This window comes from Pseudomonas sp. (genome assembly GCF_049301935.1).
Lineage (GTDB): Bacteria > Pseudomonadota > Gammaproteobacteria > Pseudomonadales > Pseudomonadaceae > Aquipseudomonas.
Map to the genome: position 1 here is coordinate 93,879 of NZ_JBAQLP010000030.1, position 22,542 is coordinate 116,420.

The 22,542-nt window shown below is 63.8% G+C and carries 22 protein-coding genes; 9 read left to right on the forward strand and 13 right to left on the reverse strand.

Features of this window, described 5'->3' with window-relative positions; genetic code table 11:
• The first annotated feature begins 47 nt into the window (after positions 1-47).
• A complete protein-coding gene (locus WA145_RS03980) occupies positions 48-785 on the forward strand; it encodes a helix-turn-helix domain-containing protein (protein ID WP_422580315.1) in 738 nt (245 codons plus the stop codon).
• A gap of 137 nt (positions 786-922) precedes the next feature.
• A complete protein-coding gene (locus WA145_RS03985; RefSeq protein ID WP_422580316.1) occupies positions 923-1,813 on the forward strand; it encodes a sterol desaturase family protein in 891 nt (296 codons plus the stop codon).
• 36 nt (positions 1,814-1,849) lie between these two features.
• On the opposite strand, the gene WA145_RS03990 is transcribed toward WA145_RS03985, so the two are convergent.
• Both WA145_RS03990 and WA145_RS03995 read right to left on the reverse strand, forming a co-directional pair.
• Positions 1,850-2,401: a DUF2231 domain-containing protein gene (locus tag WA145_RS03990; protein ID WP_422580317.1), complete on the reverse strand. Its 552-nt coding sequence runs from the start codon at positions 2,399-2,401 to the stop codon at positions 1,850-1,852.
• Positions 2,398-3,828, reverse strand: a complete 1,431-nt coding sequence (locus tag WA145_RS03995) for an ethylbenzene dehydrogenase-related protein (protein ID WP_422580318.1) — start codon at positions 3,826-3,828, stop codon at positions 2,398-2,400. Before WA145_RS03995 ends, WA145_RS03990 begins: the two co-directional genes overlap by 4 nt.
• Positions 3,829-4,014: 186 nt before the next feature.
• Between WA145_RS03995 and WA145_RS04000 the strand changes: the two genes are divergently transcribed.
• A complete protein-coding gene (locus tag WA145_RS04000) occupies positions 4,015-4,899 on the forward strand; it encodes a prenyltransferase (RefSeq protein ID WP_422580319.1) in 885 nt (294 codons plus the stop codon).
• Between the two features lie 94 nt (positions 4,900-4,993).
• Here WA145_RS04000 and WA145_RS04005 read toward each other — a convergent pair whose 3' ends face one another.
• The 7 genes from WA145_RS04005 to metR all read right to left on the reverse strand — a co-directional run bounded on the left by WA145_RS04005 (position 4,994) and on the right by metR (position 11,699).
• Positions 4,994-6,133, reverse strand: a complete 1,140-nt coding sequence (locus WA145_RS04005; RefSeq protein ID WP_422580320.1) for a cytochrome D1 domain-containing protein — start codon at positions 6,131-6,133, stop codon at positions 4,994-4,996.
• 201 nt (positions 6,134-6,334) lie between these two features.
• Positions 6,335-6,769 (reverse strand): hypothetical protein, encoded by a 435-nt coding sequence (locus WA145_RS04010; RefSeq protein ID WP_422580321.1) that lies wholly within the window; start codon positions 6,767-6,769, stop codon positions 6,335-6,337.
• Positions 6,770-6,788: 19 nt separating this feature from the next.
• Positions 6,789-9,176 carry a heavy metal translocating P-type ATPase gene (locus WA145_RS04015; RefSeq protein ID WP_422580322.1) on the reverse strand — a complete coding sequence of 796 codons (2,388 nt, stop codon included), beginning with the start codon at positions 9,174-9,176 and terminating at the stop codon, positions 6,789-6,791.
• Positions 9,173-9,844 (reverse strand): methyltransferase family protein, encoded by a 672-nt coding sequence (locus WA145_RS04020; RefSeq protein WP_422580323.1) that lies wholly within the window; start codon positions 9,842-9,844, stop codon positions 9,173-9,175. The genes WA145_RS04015 and WA145_RS04020 overlap by 4 nt, the downstream gene beginning before the upstream one ends.
• A 16-nt stretch (positions 9,845-9,860) precedes the next feature.
• On the reverse strand, positions 9,861-10,127 hold the full coding sequence (locus tag WA145_RS04025; RefSeq protein ID WP_422580324.1) for a DUF2933 domain-containing protein: 267 nt from the start codon (positions 10,125-10,127) through the stop codon (positions 9,861-9,863).
• Positions 10,128-10,178: 51 nt separating this feature from the next.
• Complete coding sequence (locus WA145_RS04030; RefSeq protein WP_422580325.1) at positions 10,179-10,550, reverse strand: hypothetical protein; 372 nt, start codon at positions 10,548-10,550, stop codon at positions 10,179-10,181.
• 231 nt (positions 10,551-10,781) lie between these two features.
• Positions 10,782-11,699, reverse strand: coding sequence for a transcriptional regulator MetR (gene metR / locus WA145_RS04035; RefSeq protein ID WP_090248427.1), 918 nt, complete (start codon positions 11,697-11,699; stop codon positions 10,782-10,784).
• 150 nt (positions 11,700-11,849) lie between these two features.
• On the opposite strand from metR, the gene metE reads away from it, so the two are divergent.
• On the forward strand, positions 11,850-14,156 hold the full coding sequence (gene metE / locus WA145_RS04040) for a 5-methyltetrahydropteroyltriglutamate--homocysteine S-methyltransferase (protein WP_422580326.1): 2,307 nt from the start codon (positions 11,850-11,852) through the stop codon (positions 14,154-14,156).
• 147 nt (positions 14,157-14,303) lie between these two features.
• A complete protein-coding gene (locus tag WA145_RS04045; protein ID WP_422580327.1) occupies positions 14,304-15,293 on the forward strand; it encodes an alpha/beta fold hydrolase in 990 nt (329 codons plus the stop codon).
• Positions 15,294-15,307: 14 nt separating this feature from the next.
• Here WA145_RS04045 and WA145_RS04050 read toward each other — a convergent pair whose 3' ends face one another.
• Positions 15,308-16,306 (reverse strand): GlxA family transcriptional regulator, encoded by a 999-nt coding sequence (locus tag WA145_RS04050; protein ID WP_422580328.1) that lies wholly within the window; start codon positions 16,304-16,306, stop codon positions 15,308-15,310.
• Between the two features lie 136 nt (positions 16,307-16,442).
• Here WA145_RS04050 and WA145_RS04055 point away from each other — a divergent pair, with 136 nt between their 5' ends.
• Together WA145_RS04055 and WA145_RS04060 are read left to right on the forward strand one after the other, a co-directional pair.
• Complete coding sequence (locus WA145_RS04055; protein WP_422580329.1) at positions 16,443-17,273, forward strand: alpha/beta hydrolase family protein; 831 nt, start codon at positions 16,443-16,445, stop codon at positions 17,271-17,273.
• Between the two features lie 37 nt (positions 17,274-17,310).
• Entirely contained in the window at positions 17,311-18,105 is a 795-nt protein-coding gene (locus WA145_RS04060; RefSeq protein ID WP_422580330.1) for an acyl-CoA thioesterase, read from the forward strand.
• A gap of 79 nt (positions 18,106-18,184) precedes the next feature.
• On the opposite strand, the gene WA145_RS04065 is transcribed toward WA145_RS04060, so the two are convergent.
• The 3 genes from WA145_RS04065 to WA145_RS04075 all read right to left on the reverse strand — a co-directional run bounded on the left by WA145_RS04065 (position 18,185) and on the right by WA145_RS04075 (position 20,278).
• Positions 18,185-18,691, reverse strand: coding sequence for a DUF1993 domain-containing protein (locus tag WA145_RS04065; RefSeq protein WP_422580331.1), 507 nt, complete (start codon positions 18,689-18,691; stop codon positions 18,185-18,187).
• 157 nt (positions 18,692-18,848) lie between these two features.
• On the reverse strand, positions 18,849-19,319 hold the full coding sequence (locus tag WA145_RS04070) for a MaoC family dehydratase (protein WP_275961166.1): 471 nt from the start codon (positions 19,317-19,319) through the stop codon (positions 18,849-18,851).
• A complete protein-coding gene (locus WA145_RS04075; protein ID WP_422580332.1) occupies positions 19,316-20,278 on the reverse strand; it encodes an alpha/beta hydrolase in 963 nt (320 codons plus the stop codon). The genes WA145_RS04070 and WA145_RS04075 overlap by 4 nt, the downstream gene beginning before the upstream one ends.
• A 272-nt stretch (positions 20,279-20,550) precedes the next feature.
• On the opposite strand from WA145_RS04075, the gene fadD2 reads away from it, so the two are divergent.
• Complete coding sequence (gene fadD2 / locus WA145_RS04080; protein ID WP_422580333.1) at positions 20,551-22,239, forward strand: long-chain-fatty-acid--CoA ligase FadD2; 1,689 nt, start codon at positions 20,551-20,553, stop codon at positions 22,237-22,239.
• Between the two features lie 101 nt (positions 22,240-22,340).
• A partial coding sequence (locus WA145_RS04085) for a hypothetical protein (RefSeq protein WP_422580334.1) occupies positions 22,341-22,542 on the forward strand: 202 nt, incomplete at its 3' end.

A 22,542-nucleotide genomic window follows, 5' to 3' on the forward strand; every position in this document is an offset into this window, starting at 1 on the left:
GGTGCGCGCGGCGCACTCTACTAGGCTGGTTATCCGGGAGTATCGGGATGAATACACAGGGGCATATCGCCTGGGTCGGCCAGGCCTGGATCGGTCCGGGTCTTGGGCTGTTCCTGGGGCAGGCGGGCAACAACCAGTGCCACCGGCATATGGCTGTGCAACTGGCCATCGGTCTGCAGGAACCGGTACGGGTGGTCACGTCGGACGGGGAACTGTGCGCGCCGGCGGTGGCGATCCGCGCCGGGTTGGAGCACCGCATCGAGGCGAGTCGGCTGCTGTCGATCTACCTCGACCCGTTCTGCGCCGAAGCCCGTGCTTTAAGTCTGAACGAGCCGCTGCAAAGCCTCGCCCTGGGCGATCCTGGGACCTTGCTACAGGCCCTGCAGCGAGTGGACAGCCCGGCAGCCGATCTGCGCCAGGCGCTCAACCTGCTGCTGCGGCTGCCACCGCCAGTTCCCCTTGACCCGCGTCTGCAGCGGCTACTGCCGCTGCTGGACGATCTCGACTGCAGCCTGCAGCAGCTGGCACAGCAAGCACATCTTTCGCCCAGCCGCTTCTCCCACTGGTTCAAAGCGTGCAGTGGCCTGCCGCTGCGCAGCTACCGCAAGTGGCACCGCTTGATCCGTGCCCTGCAGGCCGTTGCCGCCGGGCATAACCTGACCACAGCCGCCCATGCCGCCGGTTTTGCCGATGCGGCGTATTTCTCCCGCAGCTTTCGCAGTCTGCTGGGCCTCGACCCTTCCTCGGCCCTGGAGCGGGTGCAGCTGTATTCGCGCAGCAGCTAAGGTGACTCCGCTCCGTAGGGTGCGCCATGCGCACCATGCCCCGCCCCGTCTGCGCGGTCACAACTTAGCCGTTTTGTTCAAGCGCTCCGGACCTCGCCGGCTGCACAGTGGCCACAGTCACTTGCGAGGAGTCCGCCATGTCCAGTATCCCCACCCCATGCAAACAGCTGATCCGTTGGGGCAGCTATCCGCTGATCTTTGGCGGCAGCGCCGCCCTGTTGCTGAGTCTGCTGTATCGCGGCATCCCGGCCTGGCCGGCGAGCCTGCCGATTGTTGCCCTGGCCTTGCTGGCTGTTGCCCTGCTGGAGCGCCTGCAGCCCTTTCGCCGGGCCTGGCTGGAAGACCATGACGACAGCCTGACCGATTTAATCCACCTGCTGGTCAACCTCAGCCTGATTCAGCTTGGCAGCCTGCTGCTGGGCCTGTTCGGGCCCTGGTTGAGTCTGGAGCTGTTTCCCCTGCACTGGCCCTGGTGGGCGCAGTTGCTGCTGGTGGCGCTTGTGATCGATTGCGGTCTGTACCTGATGCACCGCGCCAGCCACAGATCCGCCTGGCTATGGCAGCTGCATGCCCCGCACCACAGCGCCGAGCGCCTGTATTGGGTCAACGGCGAGCGCCGCCATCCGCTGAGCGCCTTGTTGCTGGCCGGTCCCGGCCTGTTGCTGCTGGCCCTGCTCGGCGCGCCGGCCGAGCTGAGCGCCACCTGGTTTGCTCTGCTCACCGTGCACCTGGCTTTCCAGCACGCCAATCTGGACTACGACCTCGGCCCGCTGCGGCGGCTGCTAGCGGTGGCACAGATGCACCGCTGGCACCACAAGCGCGACTTCGAGGACGCCCAGGTCAATTTCGGCGAGTTCCTGCTGCTCTGGGACTGGTTGCTGGGCAGCTACCACGACAGCGCCGACCAGCTCGGCGAGGCCGAAGTCGGGCTGCTCGAGCGCGACTACCCCAGGGGTTACCTGGGTCAGTTGCTGCAGCCCTTTCGTCGAGCGTCACAGGCGCACGGCGCTGAGTCGCCCGAAGCCTGATGCAGGTATGTCCATGTGGTCGGCTGTGGTACCGCTTCAGCCGCCGCGTCGACGACCTGCAAGGCCCAGTAGCGCGCAGCCGAGGCCGACCAGGGCCAGGATCAGCAGCGCCCAGCTGGGCAGGTAGAAGGTGGTGTAGAGCTTCCAGCCCAATGCCGCGATAAGCTGGGAGAACGCGGTGGGAGCGCCGGCCAGGTGGCCGCCCAGGGTGCCGGTAATGGCAAACAGCCCACCTCCGAGCAGGGCCAGAAAGATCAACGCCCAGCCTTGCCTGCCGCTGAAAGCGGCCTTGCCAGCGCGCCAGAGCAGCACGGCGAGCATGCTCCACACAGCCAGCGCCCAGAACGCCATCAGGATATGGTTGCGCACCATGGGGCTGTACAGGTTGGCCTGCCAGGGCCAGACCAGAAAACCACTGACGATGGCCGCCAGGGCACCGAGCAGGCTCAGCACCAGCAGCGGCAGCAGGCTGGCCTGGGCGATATCCGCTGCGCGGCCGCGGCCCATAACCCCCAGCAGCACCAGCAGGGTGGCCAGGGCCCAGAAGGCGATGGGAAAATGCACGAGCATATGATGGATGCCAGTCATGGGCGGTCTCCTTGGCGAGCGGGGGAGAAGCTGAACCACAGCCCGATCAGCGCACCCGCCAGCAGCCACAGGCCGGCGAGCAGGGTCAGGCTCCACTGGCGGATGATGGCGGCGTTGAATTCCATTTCCACGCCATAGTGGGCGAGTTGTTCTTCGCTGTGCCGAGGGCGTACTGGTTTGCCTTCGGCGATGTCGATGCTGCCGGCGTGGGCCCGGCTGTTCAATAGCGGCCAGTTCACCTGGCCCGGGTAGAACAGGGTGGTTTCGAACCAGCTCTGCGACCAGGGCGGCTGCTCGCTGGTGAAGGCCAGCGCCTGGATATCGGCGTTGCGGCCCAGGCCCAGGCTGTAGGGCTGGGAGACATAGTGCCAGCGGCTGCCGCTGGCGTTGCGGTGCACGGCAAAGCCGACATCGTAGCGGCCCTGGTCGAGAAACATCTTGTCCTCCAGGGGCTGGCCGGTATCGCGCTCGCGTACCAGGGTCACGTCCCAGTAACCCTCAGCCCAGCGCGCGGGGCCGTGTACGCGGATATCGCCGCGTGAGCCGCTGCCTTCGCGCAGCAGGTTGCGCGGTATGACGTCGCCGTTCTGCCACTTATGGCTGGGGTCGAAGGGAATGGCGAAGGTTTCGGCCAGGTAGTAGATGCCATCGAAGTCGACGCGCTTGGCTTGCACATCTTCCCAGCGCAGCGCGTGGCTGGGGCGGATATGCGCGGCGAACATCCACAGCGGTTGTTTGCGCTCGGCATCCCAGTTGTCGGTATAGGGCCCGCGGCCGCCATCGGAGAGGCGGTGTTCGGCGATCAGTTGGTCATCCGACAGGCCCAGGGCGTTGGCGCGGCCGGCGCGCCAGTGCCAGAGGTCGAGGAAATAGCCCGCCTTGCGCTGTTCCTGCAAGGCGGCGGCATCCACCACGCTGCGCCAGTCGGCGCTGTCGTGGCGGCTGGCGGGTAGATACTTGCGTACCTCCGATTCGCCAAGGGTCTGGCCCAGGTGCGGGTGAGCGGCCACCTCGGCCGGTTTGGCTTCATCGCTAAAGAAACGGGCCTTGGCACCGGCGGTGATATAGCCGCCGTAACGGCCGAATTCGGGCACGTTGCCGTCGTCCACCAGCATGGTCACGCGGTCCTCATAGGTGCCGTCGGGATCGGGGCCGACGCGCGAGGCCCCATGGCGGACCCACTCGCCGTCGGCAAAACGCAGCATGTCGTGGTAGACATGGGCCTGCTCGGCCGGCCAGCGGTAACGAAAGAAGATGTGCTGCGGGTTGTAGGCCACCTGAATCTGCAGGGGCATGGTCAGTTGCTCGGGGATATAGAGATTGCGGGCGGGGTCGTTATGCACCACCCCGCTGCCCTGGGTCAGCCAGGCCAGCCCCAGAGCCAGGATCAGGCTCGCGAGAACCGCTGGAATCCGCCAAGTGTTCATATCCCTTACCCTCCGGCATGATTGTCAACCGAGTGTGGTCGGACCAACCGGATTGCGCTAATGACCTGGATCAATGCAAGGGGCAAAACCCCCAGTGCTTGTACGCAACCGGTGTCGCCCTCGGCAGGGGGTTATGCCAAGGTGCCGGGAGTTTCACCCACCTACCGAGAAAAGCCGATGTCAGGCATGCCCCTGCTCAGGGCCACCCGCCCTAACTTTCTCCTGCTGGCGCTGCTGTGCGTGGCCCTGGCGATTGCCTTGAGCGGGCGGCAGTTGCCGCTTGTGCAAGGGTTGCAGTTGGTGTCGGTGGTGCTGGGGGCGGTGCTGGCCCATGCAGCGGTCAATCTGCTCAATGAATATCAGGATTTCCGCTCCGGGCTGGACCTGATCACCCAGCGCACGCCGTTTTCCGGCGGCAGTGGTGCGCTGCCGGAAAATCCTGAGGCGGCGGCGCAGGTGCTGGTTGCGGCCCTGGCCGCGTTAGCGCTGGTGGTGTTGATTGGCCTGTATTTCCTCTGGTTACGCGGCTTGCCGATACTCGTGCTCGGCGTCGCCGGGCTGCTACTGGTGATCACCTATACAGGCTGGATAACCCGTTCGCCCTGGCTGTGCCTGCTGGCACCCGGCCTGGGTTTTGGGCCGATCATGATCCTCGGAGTTCAGCTGGCCCTGGGTGGCAGTCCGGATACGGCCACGGTTGTGGTGGCCCTGCTGGTGCTGCTTCTGGTCAGTGAACTGTTGCTGATCAACCAGATCCCGGATGTCAGCGCCGACCGTAAGGTCGGACGTCGTCACCTGCCGATAGTGCTGGGCCTGCACAAGGCCGCGTGGATAGTGGCGATCTTGTTGCTGGGTGCCTACCTGTTATTGGCGGGCGCGCTCTGGCTGGGGCTGCTGCCCATGGCCTACGCACTGGCCGGGCTGACCTTGCCCGCCGCGCTCTGGGTCAGCTGGCGCTTGCCGCAGGTGCTCGACAGGCCAGAGCAACTGCCTCAGGTATTGGGGGGCAATGTGGCTAGCCTGCTGCTTACGCTGGCGCTGCTGGCCTTGGGGCTGTGGCTCGGCGACTGATACGGCCCATAACGCACAGGTTTCGGCGCTGCCTGATGCCGGCTATCAGGCTCCTAACGCTGGGGCACATCAGCCCGTACGCTTACAGGCCCGGTCAATCCTGCTGCGCAGTCGGGGCCCAGGTCACGCCATTGGGACCGCGCCCGGTGGCGTAGGTCGTGATGACCTTGCCCGCCTGCAGGTCGATCACCGACAGGCTGTTGTCATGGATATTGGTGACGAATGCGAAGCTGCCACTGTCGTCCACCGCAACGCCATGCGCGCCCTGGCCAACCTGGTAGGTGGCGACGACCTCGAGGCGTTCGCTATCGATGACCGATACGCTATTGTCCGGCGCGGCCTTGCTGCCTTCATTGGCCACCAGAACCAGGCGTCCGTCCGGGGTGGCATGCACCTGGATAGGTATCCGGCCGACCGCCACCTTCGCCAGCACCTTGCGGGTCTGGCTGTCGATCACCGCGACACTGTTCTCGTCGCGCAGCGATACGAACACCCGCTTGCCATCGGGGGTAAAGCCTACCTGCACCGGTGCCTTGCCCACCGCAATGCGGGCGACCTCCTGGCGTGTGTTCACATCCAGCACCGATACGCTACCGTCCTGCACGTTGGCGACGTAGAGTTCCTTGCCATCAGGGCTGAGACGCAAGCCATGGGGGGATTTTCCGGTGGCGATGCTGGCGATGCTCTTGCGCGCTTGCAGGTCGATCACGGAGACGCTGTTTGCGCCGGCGTTGGTGACGAATGCATGGCGACCGCTGAGGTCGCTGACCACATGGGCCGGATGAGCCCCGACGGCAATTTCTGCCAGCAGCCCCTGCTGAAAGTCATCGATCCGGAACAGTTGCAGGAAGCCTGGCGTGGCTTGCTTGCCATGCCCGTGGTCTGCGCCGCTGCGCTCACCAACTGCCAGCAGATAGCGGCCATCGGCGCTGGCCTGGACGTTGTGCGGCGAGATGCTCAGATCCAGCGACAGGCGCTGGCCATCCTCGAGCAGGATGCGGGTCAACGAGGCGCCCTGTTCGTCGGCGCTGAAGACCTGCCCGCCCGGATTGGCCTGAACCGAGGCGAGGGCAAAAGTGCAAACCGTAGCCAGCAGCCATTGTGGCCACAGAGCGCGCCCCCAGACGGCCGCGGGTTGCTTTGCTTGTGGCAGTCCCTGGCAGTCCTGTGCGCTGGTGCCTGACCAGCGGGTGAGCAGATCAGCAATGCCGCGGCTGAGCGTAGAGGTGGGCATGATGAAGCTCCTGAAAAAGTTGGCGGGTCGCCGGAATGTCGAACCACAGCAAGGACTAGGCGTTTTCCTCGCCCCTACAAGCACGACATCCCCCAGCGAGCGGCGCTTGATCGGGGAAACGATTGCTATGGCTGGGTGGATCAAGCGTTATCCACCCAGCAAAGCCTGTCCGGGTGCCATCAGGGGATGGCCCGGCCCGAGTTACTGGCCGTTCGGCATGGCCTGACTGTCCATCATCTGTTCCATCATTTGCAGCATGTCCTGCATGTTTTCGCCCATGGCCTTTATGCATTGCTGCTGGGTGGCGTCGTCCTTGGCCATGGGGCACTGACTGTTTTGCATGCCCTGGCGCATCATGCCCAATTTGTCCTGCATGGCCTTATGGTGCTCGGCGCGGAATTTCTGGCGTTCCTCGGGCGTCTTGGCGCCATGCATCTTCTGCATCATCTCGTGCATCTTGGCCATGTCCATGTCACCCATCATGCCCATTCCCGCACCAGCAGGGGCAGGGGCGGCCTGTTTGCTTGGCGCGGTTGTGGCGGCGTCTGCCTCGGGGTGATGGGCCTCCTCGGCGAACGCCGGGGCGATCAGCAGCGTGCCGATGAGGGCGAAAGTGCTCAGCGATTTGTAGTTCATGGTGTCTCTCCTGCCTGGTTTAAGGGGTGTTGCGGATAGCGCTCAGGGGAGCGCGCTTGAGCAGTGCGGAATTGACGATCACCGACAGCGACGACAAGGCCATGGCGGCCGCCGCCACAATCGGGTTGAGCAAGCCGAATGCCGCGACTGGAATGCCGATGCTGTTGTAGATAAAGGCCCAGAACAGGTTCTGCTTGATCTTGCGCATGGTCGCGCGCGACAGCTGGATCGAGGCCACCACGTCGCGCACGTCGTTACGGATCAGGATGATGCTGCCGGTCTCCTTGGCCACGTCGGAGCCCGAGCCGATGGCGATGCCGATGTCGGCGGCAGCCAGGGCCGGGGCATCGTTGACGCCGTCGCCGACCATGGCCACCACCTGGCCCTCGCTCTGCAGCTGGCGGATCACCGCGACCTTGTCGTCCGGCAGCACCTCGGCAATCACCCGGCCGATCCCGACCTGGCGTGCCACGGCCTCGGCGGTGCGCCGGTTGTCGCCGCTCAGCAGCACCACCTGGATGCCATTGGCCAGCAGCGCCGCGACGGCCTCGGCGGCTTCCGGCTTGACCGTATCGGCCACGGCGATTACCCCGAGCAGGCGCTGCTCGACGCCAACCAGCATGGCGGTCTTGCCGTCGGCCTCCAGCGTCACCAGGCTCGCCTCGGCCGCGTCGATAGCGATGCCCTCGCGGGCGAACAGGCGCCGGTTGCCCAGCCAGACCCTGCGGCCCTCGACCGTGCCGGCGATGCCATGGCCGGCGATGCCTTCGATCCCGTCGGCCTTCGGCAGGCGCATGCCGCGCTGGCGGGCGGCACGCACTATGGCTTCGCCCAGCGGATGTTCGGAGCCGGACTCGACGGCGGCGGCCAGCTGCAGGACCTCGTCCTCGGTGGCGCCGAAGGCCAGCAGGTCGGTCAGCTCGGGTTCGCCGCGGGTGATGGTGCCGGTCTTGTCGAACACCACGGTGGAGAGTTTTTCCGCCCGCTCCAGCACTTCGCCGCCGCGGATCAGGATGCCCTGGTCGGCGCCCTTGCCGACGCCGACCATCAGCGCGGCAGGCGTTGCCACGCCGAGCGCGCAGGGGCAGGAGATGATCAGCACGGCGATAAAGGCCATCAGCCCCTGGGGAAAGCTGCCGGCCAGCCACCAGCCGAACAGCGCCAGAAAGGCCACCGCCACCACCGCCGGGACAAAGTAGGCGGTGACCTGGTCGGCCAGGCGCTGGATCTGCGCGGTGCTGCCCTGCGCCTCTTCGACCATCTTGATGATCTGCGCCAGCGCCGTGTCGGCGCCGATCCGGCTGGCCCTGAAGCGGAACACCCCGCTGCGGTTGAGGGTCCCGCCGATCACCGTGCTGCCCGGACGCTTGTCGACCGGCATCGATTCGCCGGTCAGCATCGATTCGTCGATGCTCGTCTGGCCTTCGCTGACCTCGCCGTCGGTGGGGATCTTCTCGCCGGGTTTGACCACCAGCAGCTCGCCGACCATGACACTTTCCGCCGGCAGCTCGACCTCCTCGCCATCGCGGATTACGTGGGCGATCGCCGGCTTGAGGTCGAGCAGGCGGCGCACCGCGGCCGAGGATTTCTTCTTGATGATCTCCTCCATGTACTTGCCCAGCAGGACGAAGGCGATGATCACCGCCGACACCTCGAAATACACCTCGCGCTCGCCCACCTTGACTGGCAGCACCTCGGGGAAGAACAGCACCGCCACGCTGTAGAAGTAGGCCACCGAGGTGCCCATGGCGATGAGGAAGTCCATGTTGATATTGCGCGTGCGGATGGCATTCCATGCGCCCTGGTAGAAGCTCCAGCCGCCGATAAACTGCACCGGCGTCACCAGCAGGAACAGCCACATGCCCCAGGTGAAAAACGGCAGCGCGTCGAACGGCACCCAGGACATCAGCATGGCGCCGGTGGCCAGGCCGATAAAGGCGCCGGCGCGCAGCAGGGCCAGGGCCAGCACCCCGGTCAGGGCGATGGCCACGCGGGTCTGCATGGCTTTCAGCTCGGTTTCCGGGGACTCGAAGGTGCGCACGCAGCTGTCGCTGCAGAAATAGTAGGTACGCCCGCCGCGCTCACGCGACAGCGCCGTGGCCTTGTCCACCATCATCCCGCAGATCGGGTCCTTCGCCAGTTGCTTGCCCGCCGTCGTGGCTGCGGGCATGGCGGCAACCGGCGCAGGTTGATGGCTGTGCTGGCACGCCTGGGCGGCCGCGCCTTTGGCGTAACGCGGCGCATCGCCCAGGAATTCTTCGCGGCAATGCGCCGAGCAGAACCAATAGTGTTTGCCGGCGAACTCGACGCTGGCGCCGGCCGTGGCCGGGTTGACCGCCATTCCGCATACCGGATCGAACAGGCGCTCTTCGGTATCCGCGACTGGCGTCATGGGCAAAACCTTCATGGTTGTTTCCTCGTGTCAGCGGCGGCATTCGGCTGGGGCGTTGGCCAGGGCAGGAACGCCGGCGTGGCGTCGCGGTAGCGGCGATAGGCCTGGCCAAACTGCACGCGCATTTCCTGCTCTTCGCGCTTGGCCAGTTGCGCGTACATCAGCAGCAGCACCGGGAACATCAGCAGCGTCAGCAGGGTTGGCCACTGCAGCAAAAAGCCCAGCATGATCAGTACGAAGGCCACATATTGCGGGTGGCGGATGCGTGCGTAGGGGCCGCTCTGGGCCAGTTCGCCGGCCTGTTGCGCGCGGTAGAGCACGCGCCAGGCGCTGGCCAGCAGCCAGAAGCCGGCGACGATCAACAGGTTGCTGAGGAGATGCAGTGCGCCGAAGTGCGGGTCGCCCTCGCTGCCCAGCAGGCTGTACCACAGGTGACCGGCGTTGTGCGACAGCGGGTCGAGCTGCGGGTAGCGGCTCTGCAGCCAGCCGGCCAGCAGGTAGAGGGTCAGCGGCACGCCGTACATCTCGACGAACAGCGCGACGATAAAGGCCGCGAAGGTGCCGAAGGTGCGCCAGTCCCGTGGGCTGCTGGGCTTGAAGAAGCTGAAGGCGAACAGGATAAACACCAGCGAATTGATTATCACCAGACCCCACAGGCCGTAGGCCGAGCTTGTATGTTCCATAGGTTGTGCCTCCCTATCAGTGGTGGTCGTGGGGGCCGTCTTTTCCCCGGCCATGGCCGTGATGCATAAACAGATGCATGAGCGGGCAGAGCAGGACGATCAGATAGGGCAGGGCGCCGAGTAGATGGGCCTCATGCTCTTCCCAGAGCAGCAGCAGGGCGATGGCGGCAAAGACCACCAGGGCCGGCCAGAAGCGCCAGGGATTGTTGGCCGCTGGGGCGTTATGCGGGTCATGGGCCATGTCGGCACTCTCCAGAAAACCGAGGGGCGCAGCGCTATGCACGGCATGGCGCCGGCGCAGCGCGGCTGCGGGTTTTAGTCGGGGGCAGTGGTGCTATTCGTTATAGCGATGCAGTTGCTTGCGAATCGGCGGGGGCTGGCCGGGGCTGAATATCGCCAGGCGCTGCAGGCTGCTGATACGCCGCTGCAGCTCGGCAAGCAGGCCAAGGCTGCCGGCCAGGGCGAACAGGACGGTCAAGGCCAGCAGCGTGAGCAGTTGCTGGTTGAGCGGGGCGTTCTGCATGGCGTTGCAGCTATCCGCTGTGCCTTGCTCCTGGGTGGCCTGTTCGTGGCTGCTGTAGCTGGCGACCACGGTGTCGTCGTGTATGTGGGGGATGACCTGAATATGGGCAAAGGAACAGGCGATAAACAGCGCACACCAGAGCGCCAGCAGAGGTCTACTGAGGGCTCTATGGCGGCTACGCATCGCCTGGATCATGGGTTCGCTTTCCGCGTCTATTGAACATCGACGCTTCGATTAAAACTCGGTTGCAGTCAGGCGCTATTGATCCAGATCATGCTGTGCCGCGCTTTTTCACTGGCGGTGTGCGCAGGTTCGGGCCCAGCGTAGGCGTCATGCGCACCGGGGCGTTTATTGCGGGCAGGCTCATATACCTCGGTAGCCAGGCGCGCCTGGCCTGCAGGGCTGAGAGGCCGTTTAACGCGCCACGCTGACCCCTTCCAGATTGGCGAAGGAGGTGTCCTTGGCGGTGAGCAGGAAGTCGCGCATAAAGGGCGCGTCGAGCATATCGGTGCGGATGCCGGCATACAGGGTGGCGAACAGGCCCTTGTCGCCCAGGCGCTTGGCGGTCACGTAGCCGCGCGAGCTGTATTCGTGCAGCGCCCAGTTGGGTAGGCCGCACACGCCACGGCCGCTGGCCACCAGCTGCATCATCATCACCGTCAGCTCCGAGGTGCGCACCTGCGCCGGTTCGACATCCGCCGGTTCGAGGAAACGGGTGAAAATATCCAGTCGGTCGCGCTCCACCGGGTAGGTGATCAGGGTCTCGGTAGCCAGGTCCTGCGGTTTGATGCACGGCTTGCTGGCCAATGGATGCTGATTGGCCACCGCCAGCATGGCTTCATAGGTGAACAGCGGCACATAGGTGATGCCGGCCAATTCCAGTGGGTCGCTGGTCACCACCAGGTCCAGATCACCGCGGGCCAGAGCCGGCAGCGGGGCGAAGGAGAAGCCCGAGGCCAAGTCCAGCTCCACTTCCGGCCAGGCATCGCGGAACTGGTCGATGGTCGGCATCAGCCACTGAAAGCAGCTGTGGCATTCGATGGCCATATGCAGGCGGCCCGCGGTACCGCCGGCCAGGCGCGCCAGATCGCGCTCGGCGCCGCGCAGCAGCGGTAATACCGTGTCGGACAGTTGTAGCAGGCGCAGGCCGGCGCTGGTAAAGCGCACCGGCTTGGTCTTGCGCACGAACAGTGGCATGCCCAGGCGCTCTTCCAGCTCCTTGAACTGATGCGACAGCGCCGATTGGGTCAGGTGCAGACGCTCGGCGGCGTCCACCAGGCTTTCGCTTTCGCGCAGGGCATGCAGGGTTTTCAGGTGACGCAATTCGAGCATGGCGGGCCTCGGTGTTTGACAGGGCAGCTTTCTGGCGATTAGCAGAACATGAGTAAAACTATAGATCAAGGCGAATAGATTGAGTTTGTTTCACTCAGGATGCTTGCCGAGAATAGCCAGCATCTTATTGATCTGCTGGAGTGTTCTGCCATGGCCCTGTCCCATTCCCTGGGTTTTCCGCGTATCGGTCGCGACCGCGAACTGAAAAAAGCCCTGGAGGCCCACTGGAAGGGCGAGCTGGATCAAGACGGCCTGCAAGCGGTGGGGCGCCAGCTACGTGCGGCCCACTGGCAGCTGCAGAAGGACGCCGGCATCGACCTGCTGCCGGTTGGCGACTTCGCCTGGTACGACCAGGTGCTCACCCACTCGCTGACTTTCGGTGTAATCCCCGAGCGTTTCCGCCCGCACAGTGGCAAGCCGACTCTGGATACCCTGTTTGGCATGGCGCGCGGGGTTTCTGGAAGCAAGAGCAGCCACAACAGCTGTTGCGGTGGTGCCCATGCGCAAGAGATGACCAAGTGGTTCGATAGCAACTACCACTATCTGGTGCCGGAGTTCACGGCCGATCAGCAGTTTCAGCTGAGCTGGGAGCAGCTGTTCGAAGAAGTAGAAGAAGCGCGCGCCCTGGGTCACAACGTCAAACCGGTGCTGATCGGCCCGCTGACCTATCTGTGGCTGGGCAAGGCCAAGGGCAGCGATTTCGACAAGCTCGACCTGCTCGAACGTTTGCTGCCGGTTTACGGCGAAATCCTCCAGCGCCTGGCCGCTCAGGGCGTGGAGTGGGTGCAGATCGATGAGCCGATCCTGGTGCTGGATTTGCCGCAAGCCTGGAAAAATGCCTTCGAGCGCGCCTACAACCTGCTGCAGCGCGAGCCGGGCAAGAAGCTGATCGCCACCTATTTCGCCGGCCTGGAAGACAACCTCGGCCTGGCCGCCAGCCTGCCGGTGGATGGTCTGCATATCGATCTGGTACGCGCCCCCGAGCAGTTCCCGAGCATTCTCGACCGCCTGCCGGCCTACAAGGTGCTGTCGCTGGGCGTGGTCAACGGCCGCAATATCTGGCGCACCGATCTGGAGAAAGCCCTGGCCATCCTGCAACAGGCTCAGGAGCGCCTGGGCGAGCGCCTGTGGGTAGCGCCGAGCTGTTCGCTGCTGCACAGCCCGGTCGATCTGAGCCGTGAAGACCAGCTGGATGCCGAACTGCAAAGCTGGTTGGCCTTCGCCGTGCAGAAGTGCGCGGAAGTCGCCCTGCTGACGAAGGCACTGAATGATCCGCACAACGCCCAGGTACAGGCCGTACTGGCGGCAAGCCAAGCCGTGCAGGCCAGCCGTGGGCAATCGCCGCGTATCCATAAACCGGCGGTGCAGGCCCGTTTGGCGGCCATTAGCGCCGCCGACAGCCAGCGCCAGTCGCCGTTCGCCGCGCGCATTGAGCAGCAGCGTGCGCGCCTGCAACTGCCGGCGTTCCCCACCACCACCATCGGCTCGTTCCCGCAGACCGCCTCTATCCGTCTGGCGCGCCAGGCGTTCAAGGCTGGCAAGCTATCCGCCGCCGAGTACACCGAGGCCATGCACAGCGAGATTCGTCACGCCGTCGAGGTGCAGGAAAATCTCGGCCTGGATGTGCTGGTGCACGGCGAGGCCGAGCGTAACGACATGGTCGAGTATTTCGCCGAGCAGCTCGACGGCTACGCCTTCACCCGCTTCGGCTGGGTGCAGAGCTACGGCTCGCGCTGCGTTAAACCGGCGCTGATCTATGGCGACCTGAGCCGGCCCAAGGCCATGACCGTGGCCTGGATCGGCTACGCCCAGACGCTGACCAACAAGGTGATGAAAGGCATGCTGACCGGCCCGGTGACCATGCTGATGTGGTCTTTTGCGCGTGATGATATTTCCCGCGAGCAGCAGGCGCGGCAGCTGGCCCTGGCGATTCGGGACGAGGTGGTTGACCTGGAAACGGCCGGCATCAGGATCATCCAGATCGACGAGGCGGCGTTCCGCGAAGGCCTGCCGCTGCGCCAGGCGCAGTGGCAGGGCTATCTGGACTGGGCCAGCGAAGCGTTTCGCCTGGCTGCCAGCGGCGTGCGTGACGAAACGCAGATTCACAGCCATATGTGTTACAGCGAGTTCAACGATGTGATCGAGTCCATCGCCGCCATGGATGCCGACGTCATCACCATCGAAACTTCGCGCTCGGATATGCAGCTGCTGGCGGCCTTCGAGCGCTTCGACTACCCCAACGACATTGGCCCCGGCGTGTATGACATCCACTCGCCACGGGTGCCGGACAGCAGCGAAATGGTCAAATTGCTGCGCAAGGCCGCGCAGCGCATTCCGGTCGAGCGGCTCTGGGTCAACCCGGACTGCGGCCTGAAAACCCGCGCCTGGCCGGAAACCGAGGCAGCGTTGATCAATATGGTGGCGGCGGCACGCCAGCTGCGCACTGAACTGGCCTGATCGGCGCCCTGTCATGGCTGCAAGGGAGACCGCTCGTCTCCCTTCATCAAACTGTCACGCTTGTGTGGCAGCGCGCTCGCACAAACATCACCACACTCGCGGCTTAATGGGGTGCTGCGTTCTGCTGTCCCGGCTCTGGGTGATGTTATGCGTGGGTTGATGCTTCTCGCTGCACTGGTGTGCGGCCTGCCGGTTTTTGCGGCGCAGCGGTGTGATGTGCAGGTGCCGACGCACACAGCGGCTGTGGGCGAGGTGCGCCTGGCCTATCAGAGCATTGGCCGGGCCAGTGATCCGGCACTGCTGCTGGTGATGGGCCTGGGTGGGCAGCTGATCCACTGGCCGGATGAAGTGGTGGCGCGCCTCTGTCTGCAAGGCTTTCGGGTGATCCGCTTCGATAACCGCGATGTCGGTCTGAGCACGTGGGCCGGTACGCCGCCGACAATCAATCTGACCTTTGAGGCGCTGCGTTATCGCCTCGGCCTGGCGGTAGCCGCGCCCTATGGGCTGCGCGATATGGCGCGCGATGCCTTGGGTCTGCTGGATGCCTTGGCGGTGGATCAGGTGCACGTACTGGGGGCGAGCATGGGCGGGATGATTGCCCAGCATATGGCCGACCTGGCGCCTGAGCGGGTGCAGAGCCTGACCTTGATCATGACCAGCTCCAGCGCTCAGGGTTTGCCGGCGCCAAGCAGCGCGCTGCTGAACCTACTGGCCAAGCGTGAAGCACCCAACCGCGCGATAGCCCTGGAGCAGCAGGCCGACCTGCTGGCGGCTTTGGGCAGCCCCATGGTCAGCGATGATCGTGAGCTATTGCTGCAGCAGGCGCAGCTTGCCTACGACCGGGCGTTTAACCCGGACGGTGTGCAGCGTCAGTTGTTGGCGATTCTGGCTGAACCCAGTCGGGTCGAACTGCTTAACCGCCTGCGTGTGCCGACTCTGGTGGTGCATGGCACGGCCGATCCGCTGCTGCCGGTGATGCACGGAGTGCATGTGGCCGCGCATATCAAAGACAGCGAGCTGAAACTGATCCCCGGCCTGGCCCATCGCTTTCAGGAGGCGTTCAAGGAGCCGCTGCTGGCGGCGGTATTGCCGCACCTGCTGGCCCATCGCAACGAGGTCTGGTGGGCGCGGCTATAAGCACCCGTGCGGGATCAGGGGCGCTGAGCACTGAAACGTTTGCGGTAAGCGCTGGGCGCCAGGCCCACCCGCTGTTTGAACAGGCGGCGGAAGGAGTTGCCGTCTTCGTAGCCCACCTGCAGGGTGATTTGATCGAAGGCCGTCTGGCTGCTCTCCAGCAACAGCTTGGCTTTTTCGATACGCAGCTCCTGCAGGTACTGCATGGGCGTTTGCTCGGTGGCGTCCTTGAAGCGGCGGATCAGGTTGCGCAGGCTCAGGCCGAATTGCTCCGCCAGCTGCTCCAGCAGGATGGGGCTGGTCAGATGACGTTCCAGCCAGATCTGGATTTTGAGAATCTCGGCGTCGTTGTGGTTCTTCTTGAAGGTGGTGCTGGCGTAGGGCGTCTGGCTGCGGGCGGCGACGTCCACCAGCAGCTTCTTGGCGCATTCGGCCGCCAGCTGCGGTGAGGCGAATTTGCGGATCAGGTGCAGCAACAGGTCGCTGCTGCTGGTGGAACCGCCCGAACACAGCAGCTGACCGTCATCGGTGACGGTGCGTTCGGTGTGCAATTTGACCAGTGGGAAGCGCCGGGCGAACTGCTCGCTAAAGGCCCAGTGAGTGGTGGCGCTGCGCCCGTCGAGCAAACCGGTCTGAGCGGTGACGAAAGCACCGGTGCACAGGCTGGCGATATAGCGGCCCTGCTGATGCTGCTGGCGCAGCCACTCGATCATGCCGCCCAGCTGCGGCAGCACGCCGAGGATATTGAACATAAAGCCCGGCACCACAATCAGCTCGCAGGGCGGCAGATCGGCGACGGCCAGCTCCGGGGTCAGGCGCAGGCCGCCGGTACAGCTGACCGGCTTACCGTCCATCGATGCCGTGTGCAGGCGAAATAGCGGCGTAGCTCCGGGCTGCTGACGCGCCTGCTTATCCTGCGCGTAATGCTGCAGCACATTGGCCGTTTCGAAGAACTCCAGGGCGGCAGCCACGCTGGTGGATGAACACTGATCGGCCATTAGCAGCGCCACATTCATAGCAAGGGTTCCCTGTGTCGTCAGGCTGCGAAAACTCGCATGTTATTTGGCATTTCTCGCCATGGCTGCCGCAGCGGGGGCTGGATAGCCTGCATGGACTCGAGACGATAGCAAATAATTCAAGGGAGTTACCCGCATGAAGCACGCAGCATACCGGCTGTTCAAGAAACCCTTCTTCGGTCGTTTTGTCCGCCCCTGGCGCTGGCCGGCCGAGGCCGAACCGGGGCAGTGGCAGCCTTTGCGCATCTCCAGCGGTTCCGGCGCGACGCTGCGTGGGTTGCTGGCCAAGGCCCATGCCGGGCCGGCCAAGGGCGCGGTGCTGATGTGCCATCCCATGGGCGTGGTGGCCAAAGGTTTCTGGATGAAATACGGCCACGCCGAACTGCTGCGTCAGGCCGGCTACCACGTGATGCTGTTTGACCTGAACGGCTTTGGCGAAAGCAGTTCCAGCACCATGGATTTTCATCTGGACGTGCTGGCCGCTGGCCAGGCGCTACAGGCCGAATATCCGCACCTGCCGGTGGCGGTGCTGGGTGCCTCCATGGGGGCGGCCATGAGCCTGTGCGCCATGACCCAGGCCGAGCATCCCTTCAAGGCGGCGGTGCTGGAGTCCGCTTTCCCGACTCTGCTGCACTTCTGGTCCCGCTATCCCATTCCCCGTCTGGGCATTCAGTTGTCGCGCCTGCTTTACCCGGCAGGCGAGCGGCGTTTGCGTCCTCTGCATGCCGCCGAGCATTTGCAGGGCAGCCCAGCGCTGTTGCTGATCTATGGCGAGGCCGATGAATTAACCCCAGTGCATGACGGCCAACTGCTCTGGCAGGCGTTGCATGGGCGCACCGAGACCCATTTCTGGCAGGTGCCCAAGGCTCAGCATACCCATGCCTATGCCGCCGAACCCGAAGCCTATGCGCAGCGGGTTATCGGCTTTCTTGACGCGCAATTGGGCGGCCAGCTGCGGGTTGCCTGAGCACAAGGGCCATTTGGACAAAGCAACGGAGGCAACTATGGATTTTCACGATGTGCTGGTGGCGGTACGCGATAGCGCCGGGCAGAACCTGGATATTCCGGAGAAATGGGGGCAGGGGCGGGCCACCTTTGGCGGCCTGGTGGCTGCGCTGATGTTGCAGCGCATAGAGGTCGAACTCGGTGTTCAGCGGCCACTGCGTTCGCTGTCACTGTCCTTTGTTGCCCCGGTGGCGCCAGGGCCACTGCAGGTGCAGGTGCGGCTTCTACGTGAGGGCAAGGCAGCGATTCAGGTGCAGGCCACGGCCATTCAGCAGGAACAGGTGTGCGCCGTGATGCTGGCCAGCTTCGGCAGTGATCGTGAGTCCGTGGTGCAGGTGGAACATGCCGGCGCACCGGTCTTTATGGCGCCCGATGAGGTGCAGGCCTTCCCCTTTATCCCCGGCCTGACGCCGGACTTCACCCAGTATTTCGACTACCGCTACACCCTGGGCAAGATGCCCTTTATGGGCGGTCAGCAGACTGAGATGGGCGGCTGGATTCGCCTGCGCGAGGCATCGCCGGCCACGGTTTCTCTGGCCGCGCTGCTGGCCCTGATGGATGCCTGGCCGCCAGCGGTGTTCAGCCTGTTGAAAAAGCCCGCCAGCGGCAGCTCGCTGACCTGGACCTTGAGCGTGCTGCAAGTGCCGCAGGACTGCAGCGGCAATGACTGGTGGCAATACCGGGCAGCGATTCAAAGCTCGGCCAATGGCTACAGCCATATCGATGCGACTTTGTGGGACAAACACGGCCGGGCCTGTGTGCTGAGTCGGCAGACGGTCAGTGTGTTTGCCTAGGAGCCTGCAGACGATCTGCCACTGGGCGCTGTATGGCGCTAGTGGCGCGATGGCGAGCAGGCGCTGAGGCGGGCCGTGCTTAGCGGGTGCCGAGGAAGTCGCGCTTACCGATGGCTACGCCGTTATGGCGCAGGATGGCGTAGGCGGTGGTGAGGTGGAAGTAGAAGTTCGGCAGCACGTGATCAAGCAGGAAGGCTTGGCCCTGGAAGTGGGTTTCCTTGTCGCGGCGCTTGAGCGTCACGGTGCGGGCTTCGCTGCCGTCGATCTGCGCGGCGTTCAGGCTGGCGAGAAAGCTCAGGGTCTTGGCGATCCGTGCTTGCAGTTCGGCGAAGCTGGTTTCGTCGTCGGCATGGCTCGGCGCTTCCACTTCAGCCAGCAGCGCAGCACCGGCTTTGGCAGTGTCGCAGGCGATCTGCACCTGGCGGCTTAGGGGGAACATATCGGGTGCCAGGCGCGCGTTGAGAAATACGCTTTGTTCGATGTTCTTCTCTTCGGCGTGGGCGGCGGCGATGCCGAGGATGGTTGAGAGGTTGTTCAACTGACGGGTAAACACCGGGATGGATGCTTGGTACATGGACAGGGACATGGGTATCTCCAGAAGCGCCGAAACGGATTGCCCGGGCGCGGTTATGTAGAAGGGCAGGGCACCGCTGCAGGCTGCGGCGGTGACTTGGGCTAACTAGCTTAGAACCTGTTGAGGATCTTGCCGCAGATGCGACGTGCAGCAGAACCTAGGCAAGCTCTTAGCCGATGGTGATCGGCGGCAACTTAGTCAGTTCAACGGTCTGTGCTTTGCGCGGGGCGAGGATTTCCGCTTCGCCGTCGACCACCAGTTCGTCATTCTGATTGAACACACGAGTGGCCACGCGCACGCGGAATTTCGGCAGTTTTTCGAGGATTTCCAGGCGCACGGTGAGGGTGTCGCCGAGTTTTACCGGTGCGGTAAAGCGCATGCTCTGGCCGATATAGATGGTGCCCGGGCCAGGCAGCTCGCAGGCCACGGCGGCGCTGATCAGCGCACCGCTGAACATGCCGTGGGCGATACGTTCCTTGAACATGGTGGTGGCCGCGTATTCGGCATCCAGGTGCACCGGGTTGTGGTCGCCGGAGACTTCGGCAAACAGCTGGATATCGCGTTCGCTGACGGTCTTGCTGTAGCTGGCGGTCTGGCCGACTTCAAGAACGTCGTAGGGCGTGTTGCTGCTTTGGCTCATGGATGACTCTCTTGGCTCTGTAAATGGCGCTGGCGCGGTTGGCTAAGGGCCTGTTGCAGCCAGTCGATGATGTAGGCGGTCACTTCGTCGCGGTTGCTCTCGTTGAGCAGCTCGTGGCGCGCGTCCGGGTAAATTTTCACCTGCACATGCGGGTTGCCGGCGGCTTGCAGGGCATTGCCCAGGTCTTGCTGACGATGGCCGTCGCTGACTGGGTCACAGGCGCCGCCAATCACCAGCAGCGGCAGGCTGTTGTCGATTTGCGCCAGGTTGTGCAGCGGGGTGATCTGTTGCAGGCCGCCGAGCAGGTCGACCCACAGCTGGTTACTGCAGCGAAAGCCACACAGCGGGTCATTGATGTACTTGTCGACTTCCAGCGGGTCGCGGCTCAGCCAGTCGAAGGCGGTGCGGTTGGGTTTAAAGGCCTTGTTGAAGGAGCCGAACGACGTCAATTCGAGCAAGGTGCTGTAAGCCTGCGGACCTAGTCGCCAGCGCTCGAAGCGCGCCAGCAATTGGCCGATGCGGTACAGCGCCACGGGCTGGTAATTGGAGCCGGAGAGAATTGCCCCCTGCAGGCTGCAGCTGTGTTGCATCAGGTAGGCCTGGCTGATGTAGCTGCCCATGCTGTGGCCGAGCAGGAAGATCGGCGTTTGCGGATGGGTCTGGCGCATATGGTGGTTGAGGCTGGCCAGATCATTGACCACTAGCTCCCAGCCGTTGCTGTCGGCGTAGTGGCCGAGCAGGCCGTGTTCGGCGGTCTTGCCGTGGCCGCGCTGATCGTGGGCATAGACCTCGAACCCCTGCGCCACCAGCGCTTCGGCCAGGCGTGCATAGCGCCCGCTGTGTTCGGCCATGCCATGGGCCACCATCAGCAACGCCTTGGGCGGCTGTTCGGCATACCAGCGATTTACATAGAGGGGCGCTGCATCGGTGCTGTTGAGCCAGAACGCTTGGTGGAGCATGGCGAATCCCTTAGGCCTGCAGAAGCTGCGCATTGTGCACCCCGCACGGCGCGGCGCAAAGTCCGTGGGCTGCAACTTTCAGCTGCGCTGAACAGGAAGCCGGGCTGCAACCAAGGTTGTCGGCAGCGCGTCAGGATAGTTCTACACGGAGCGACAAGATTCAGTGCGTCAATGACGCTGCCCGGCTATTTGCCTGCCAGACGTTAGCTGTTACTTTCCAGCCAACTCCGCAGCGCGGATTAGGATCATTTCAGGGCAAGGGGATAAAAATAATGCAGCCTGATTTCTGGAGCGACAAACGCCCGGCCGGCGTACCCAATGACATCGATCTGGGGGCTTACAAGTCGGTGATCGAGGTGTTCGAGCGCTCGTGCAAGAAGTTCGCCGACCGGCCCGCTTTCAGCAACCTGGGCGTGACCCTGACCTACGCCGAGCTCGATCGGCTCTCGGCGGCCTTTGCCGCCTACCTGCAAAAGCACACCGATCTGCAGCCCGGCGAGCGCATCGCCGTGCAGATGCCCAACGTGCTGCAGTACCCGATTGCCGTGTTCGGTGCCATGCGCGCCGGGCTGATTGTGGTCAACACCAACCCGCTGTACACCGCCCGCGAGATGCGTCACCAGTTCAAGGATGCCGGCGTGCGCGCCCTGGTGTACCTGAACATGTTCGGCAAGCTGGTGCAGGACGTGCTGCCGGATACCGAGATCGATTACCTGATCGAAGCCAAGATGGGTGACCTGCTGCCGAGCCTCAAGGGTTGGCTGGTCAACACCGTGGTGAAGAAGGTCAAGAAGATGGTCCCCGATTACCACCTGCCGCAGGCGGTGGCGTTCAAGGATGCGCTCAAGCAGGGTCATGGCCATGCGCTAAAGCCGGTCAAGGTCGGCCAGGAAGACATCGCCGTGCTGCAATACACCGGCGGCACCACGGGTGTGGCCAAGGGCGCGATGCTCACCCACGGCAACCTGGTGGCTAATATGCTGCAGGTCGATGCCTGCCTGTCGCAGCTGGGCAACGATGGCGCCCCGCTGATGAAACAGGGCCAGGAGATCATGATCGCGCCGCTGCCGCTCTACCATATCTATGCCTTCACCGCGAACTGCATGTGCATGATGGTCAACGGCAACCACAACGTGCTGATCACCAACCCGCGCGACATCCCAGGCTTCGTCAAGGAGCTGGGCAAGTGGCAGTTTTCCGCGTTGCTGGGGCTCAACACGCTGTTCGTCGCGCTGATGGACAACCCCGAGTTCCAGAAACTGGACTTCTCCAAGCTCAAGGTCACCAACTCCGGCGGCACCGCCTTGGTTAAAGCCACGGCCGAGCGCTGGCAGGCGATGACCGGCTGCACCGTGGTCGAAGGCTATGGCCTGACCGAAACCAGCCCGGTGGCCAGCACCAACCCCTATGGTGACAAGGCGCGTCTGGGCACAGTGGGCATTCCGCTGCCGGGTACGGCGTTCAAAGTCATCAATGATGAGGGTGTCGAGCAACCGCTGGGCGAACGTGGCGAGCTGTGCATCAAGGGCCCGCAGGTGATGAAGGGCTACTGGAACCGTGCAGAGGCCACCGCCGAGGTGCTGGATGCCGAGGGCTGGTTCAAGAGCGGTGACGTGGCGGTGATCGATCCGGATGGCTTTGTGCGCATCGTCGATCGCAAGAAGGACATGATCATCGTCTCTGGCTTTAACGTGTACCCCAACGAGATCGAGGATGTGGTCATGGCCCATCCGAAAGTCGCCAGCTGCGCGGCCATCGGCGTGCCGGACGAGAAGTCCGGGGAGGCGGTCAAGCTGTTCGTGGTGGCCCGCGACAGCAGCCTCAACGCCGATGAGCTAAAGGCCTACTGCAAGGAAAACTTCACCGGCTACAAGGTGCCCAAGCAGATTGTCTTCCGTGACGCGCTGCCGATGACCCCGGTCGGCAAGATCCTGCGTCGCGAGCTGCGCGATATCGCCTGAGCCTGCATTTAAACGGCTCAAGCCGGCCTTTCTCGGCGGATTTACGAAGGTGACCAGGTTGTGCGATCTGGTCGCTTTCGTGACCGGTGCGGCGCTTATTGGTGCTGGTCGCTGTATGGCAAAGCTGCTACTCTCGGGCGGCTTTTTTGCCGCACAAGCCGCAAAAAAGCGAGCGAACATACAATAAACAACCGTCTACGCACGGTGAAGATCAAGCTGTTGCTGAGGAGTGGGCTTCCATGACCGAAAACTTTTGGAAGGATAAGTATCCCGTTGGGATTGCTGCAGAAATCAATCCTGACC

Coding starts and splice junctions, on each gene's coding strand:
- WA145_RS04015 (WP_422580322.1), bottom strand. CDS start 9,176: ATGAAGGTTTTGCCCATGACGCCAGTCGCGGATACCGAAGAGCGCCTG.
- WA145_RS03995 (WP_422580318.1), bottom strand. CDS start 3,828: ATGAACACTTGGCGGATTCCAGCGGTTCTCGCGAGCCTGATCCTGGCT.
- WA145_RS04055 (WP_422580329.1), top strand. CDS start 16,443: ATGAAGCACGCAGCATACCGGCTGTTCAAGAAACCCTTCTTCGGTCGT.
- WA145_RS04020 (WP_422580323.1), bottom strand. CDS start 9,844: ATGGAACATACAAGCTCGGCCTACGGCCTGTGGGGTCTGGTGATAATC.
- WA145_RS04005 (WP_422580320.1), bottom strand. CDS start 6,133: ATGCCCACCTCTACGCTCAGCCGCGGCATTGCTGATCTGCTCACCCGC.
- WA145_RS04065 (WP_422580331.1), bottom strand. CDS start 18,691: ATGTCCCTGTCCATGTACCAAGCATCCATCCCGGTGTTTACCCGTCAG.
- fadD2 (WP_422580333.1), top strand. CDS start 20,551: ATGCAGCCTGATTTCTGGAGCGACAAACGCCCGGCCGGCGTACCCAAT.
- metR (WP_090248427.1), bottom strand. CDS start 11,699: ATGCTCGAATTGCGTCACCTGAAAACCCTGCATGCCCTGCGCGAAAGC.
- metE (WP_422580326.1), top strand. CDS start 11,850: ATGGCCCTGTCCCATTCCCTGGGTTTTCCGCGTATCGGTCGCGACCGC.
- WA145_RS04000 (WP_422580319.1), top strand. CDS start 4,015: ATGCCCCTGCTCAGGGCCACCCGCCCTAACTTTCTCCTGCTGGCGCTG.
- WA145_RS03985 (WP_422580316.1), top strand. CDS start 923: ATGTCCAGTATCCCCACCCCATGCAAACAGCTGATCCGTTGGGGCAGC.
- WA145_RS04010 (WP_422580321.1), bottom strand. CDS start 6,769: ATGAACTACAAATCGCTGAGCACTTTCGCCCTCATCGGCACGCTGCTG.
- WA145_RS04060 (WP_422580330.1), top strand. CDS start 17,311: ATGGATTTTCACGATGTGCTGGTGGCGGTACGCGATAGCGCCGGGCAG.
- WA145_RS03980 (WP_422580315.1), top strand. CDS start 48: ATGAATACACAGGGGCATATCGCCTGGGTCGGCCAGGCCTGGATCGGT.
- WA145_RS04030 (WP_422580325.1), bottom strand. CDS start 10,550: ATGCGTAGCCGCCATAGAGCCCTCAGTAGACCTCTGCTGGCGCTCTGG.
- WA145_RS04045 (WP_422580327.1), top strand. CDS start 14,304: ATGCGTGGGTTGATGCTTCTCGCTGCACTGGTGTGCGGCCTGCCGGTT.
- WA145_RS04050 (WP_422580328.1), bottom strand. CDS start 16,306: ATGAATGTGGCGCTGCTAATGGCCGATCAGTGTTCATCCACCAGCGTG.
- WA145_RS04070 (WP_275961166.1), bottom strand. CDS start 19,319: ATGAGCCAAAGCAGCAACACGCCCTACGACGTTCTTGAAGTCGGCCAG.
- WA145_RS03990 (WP_422580317.1), bottom strand. CDS start 2,401: ATGACTGGCATCCATCATATGCTCGTGCATTTTCCCATCGCCTTCTGG.
- WA145_RS04075 (WP_422580332.1), bottom strand. CDS start 20,278: ATGCTCCACCAAGCGTTCTGGCTCAACAGCACCGATGCAGCGCCCCTC.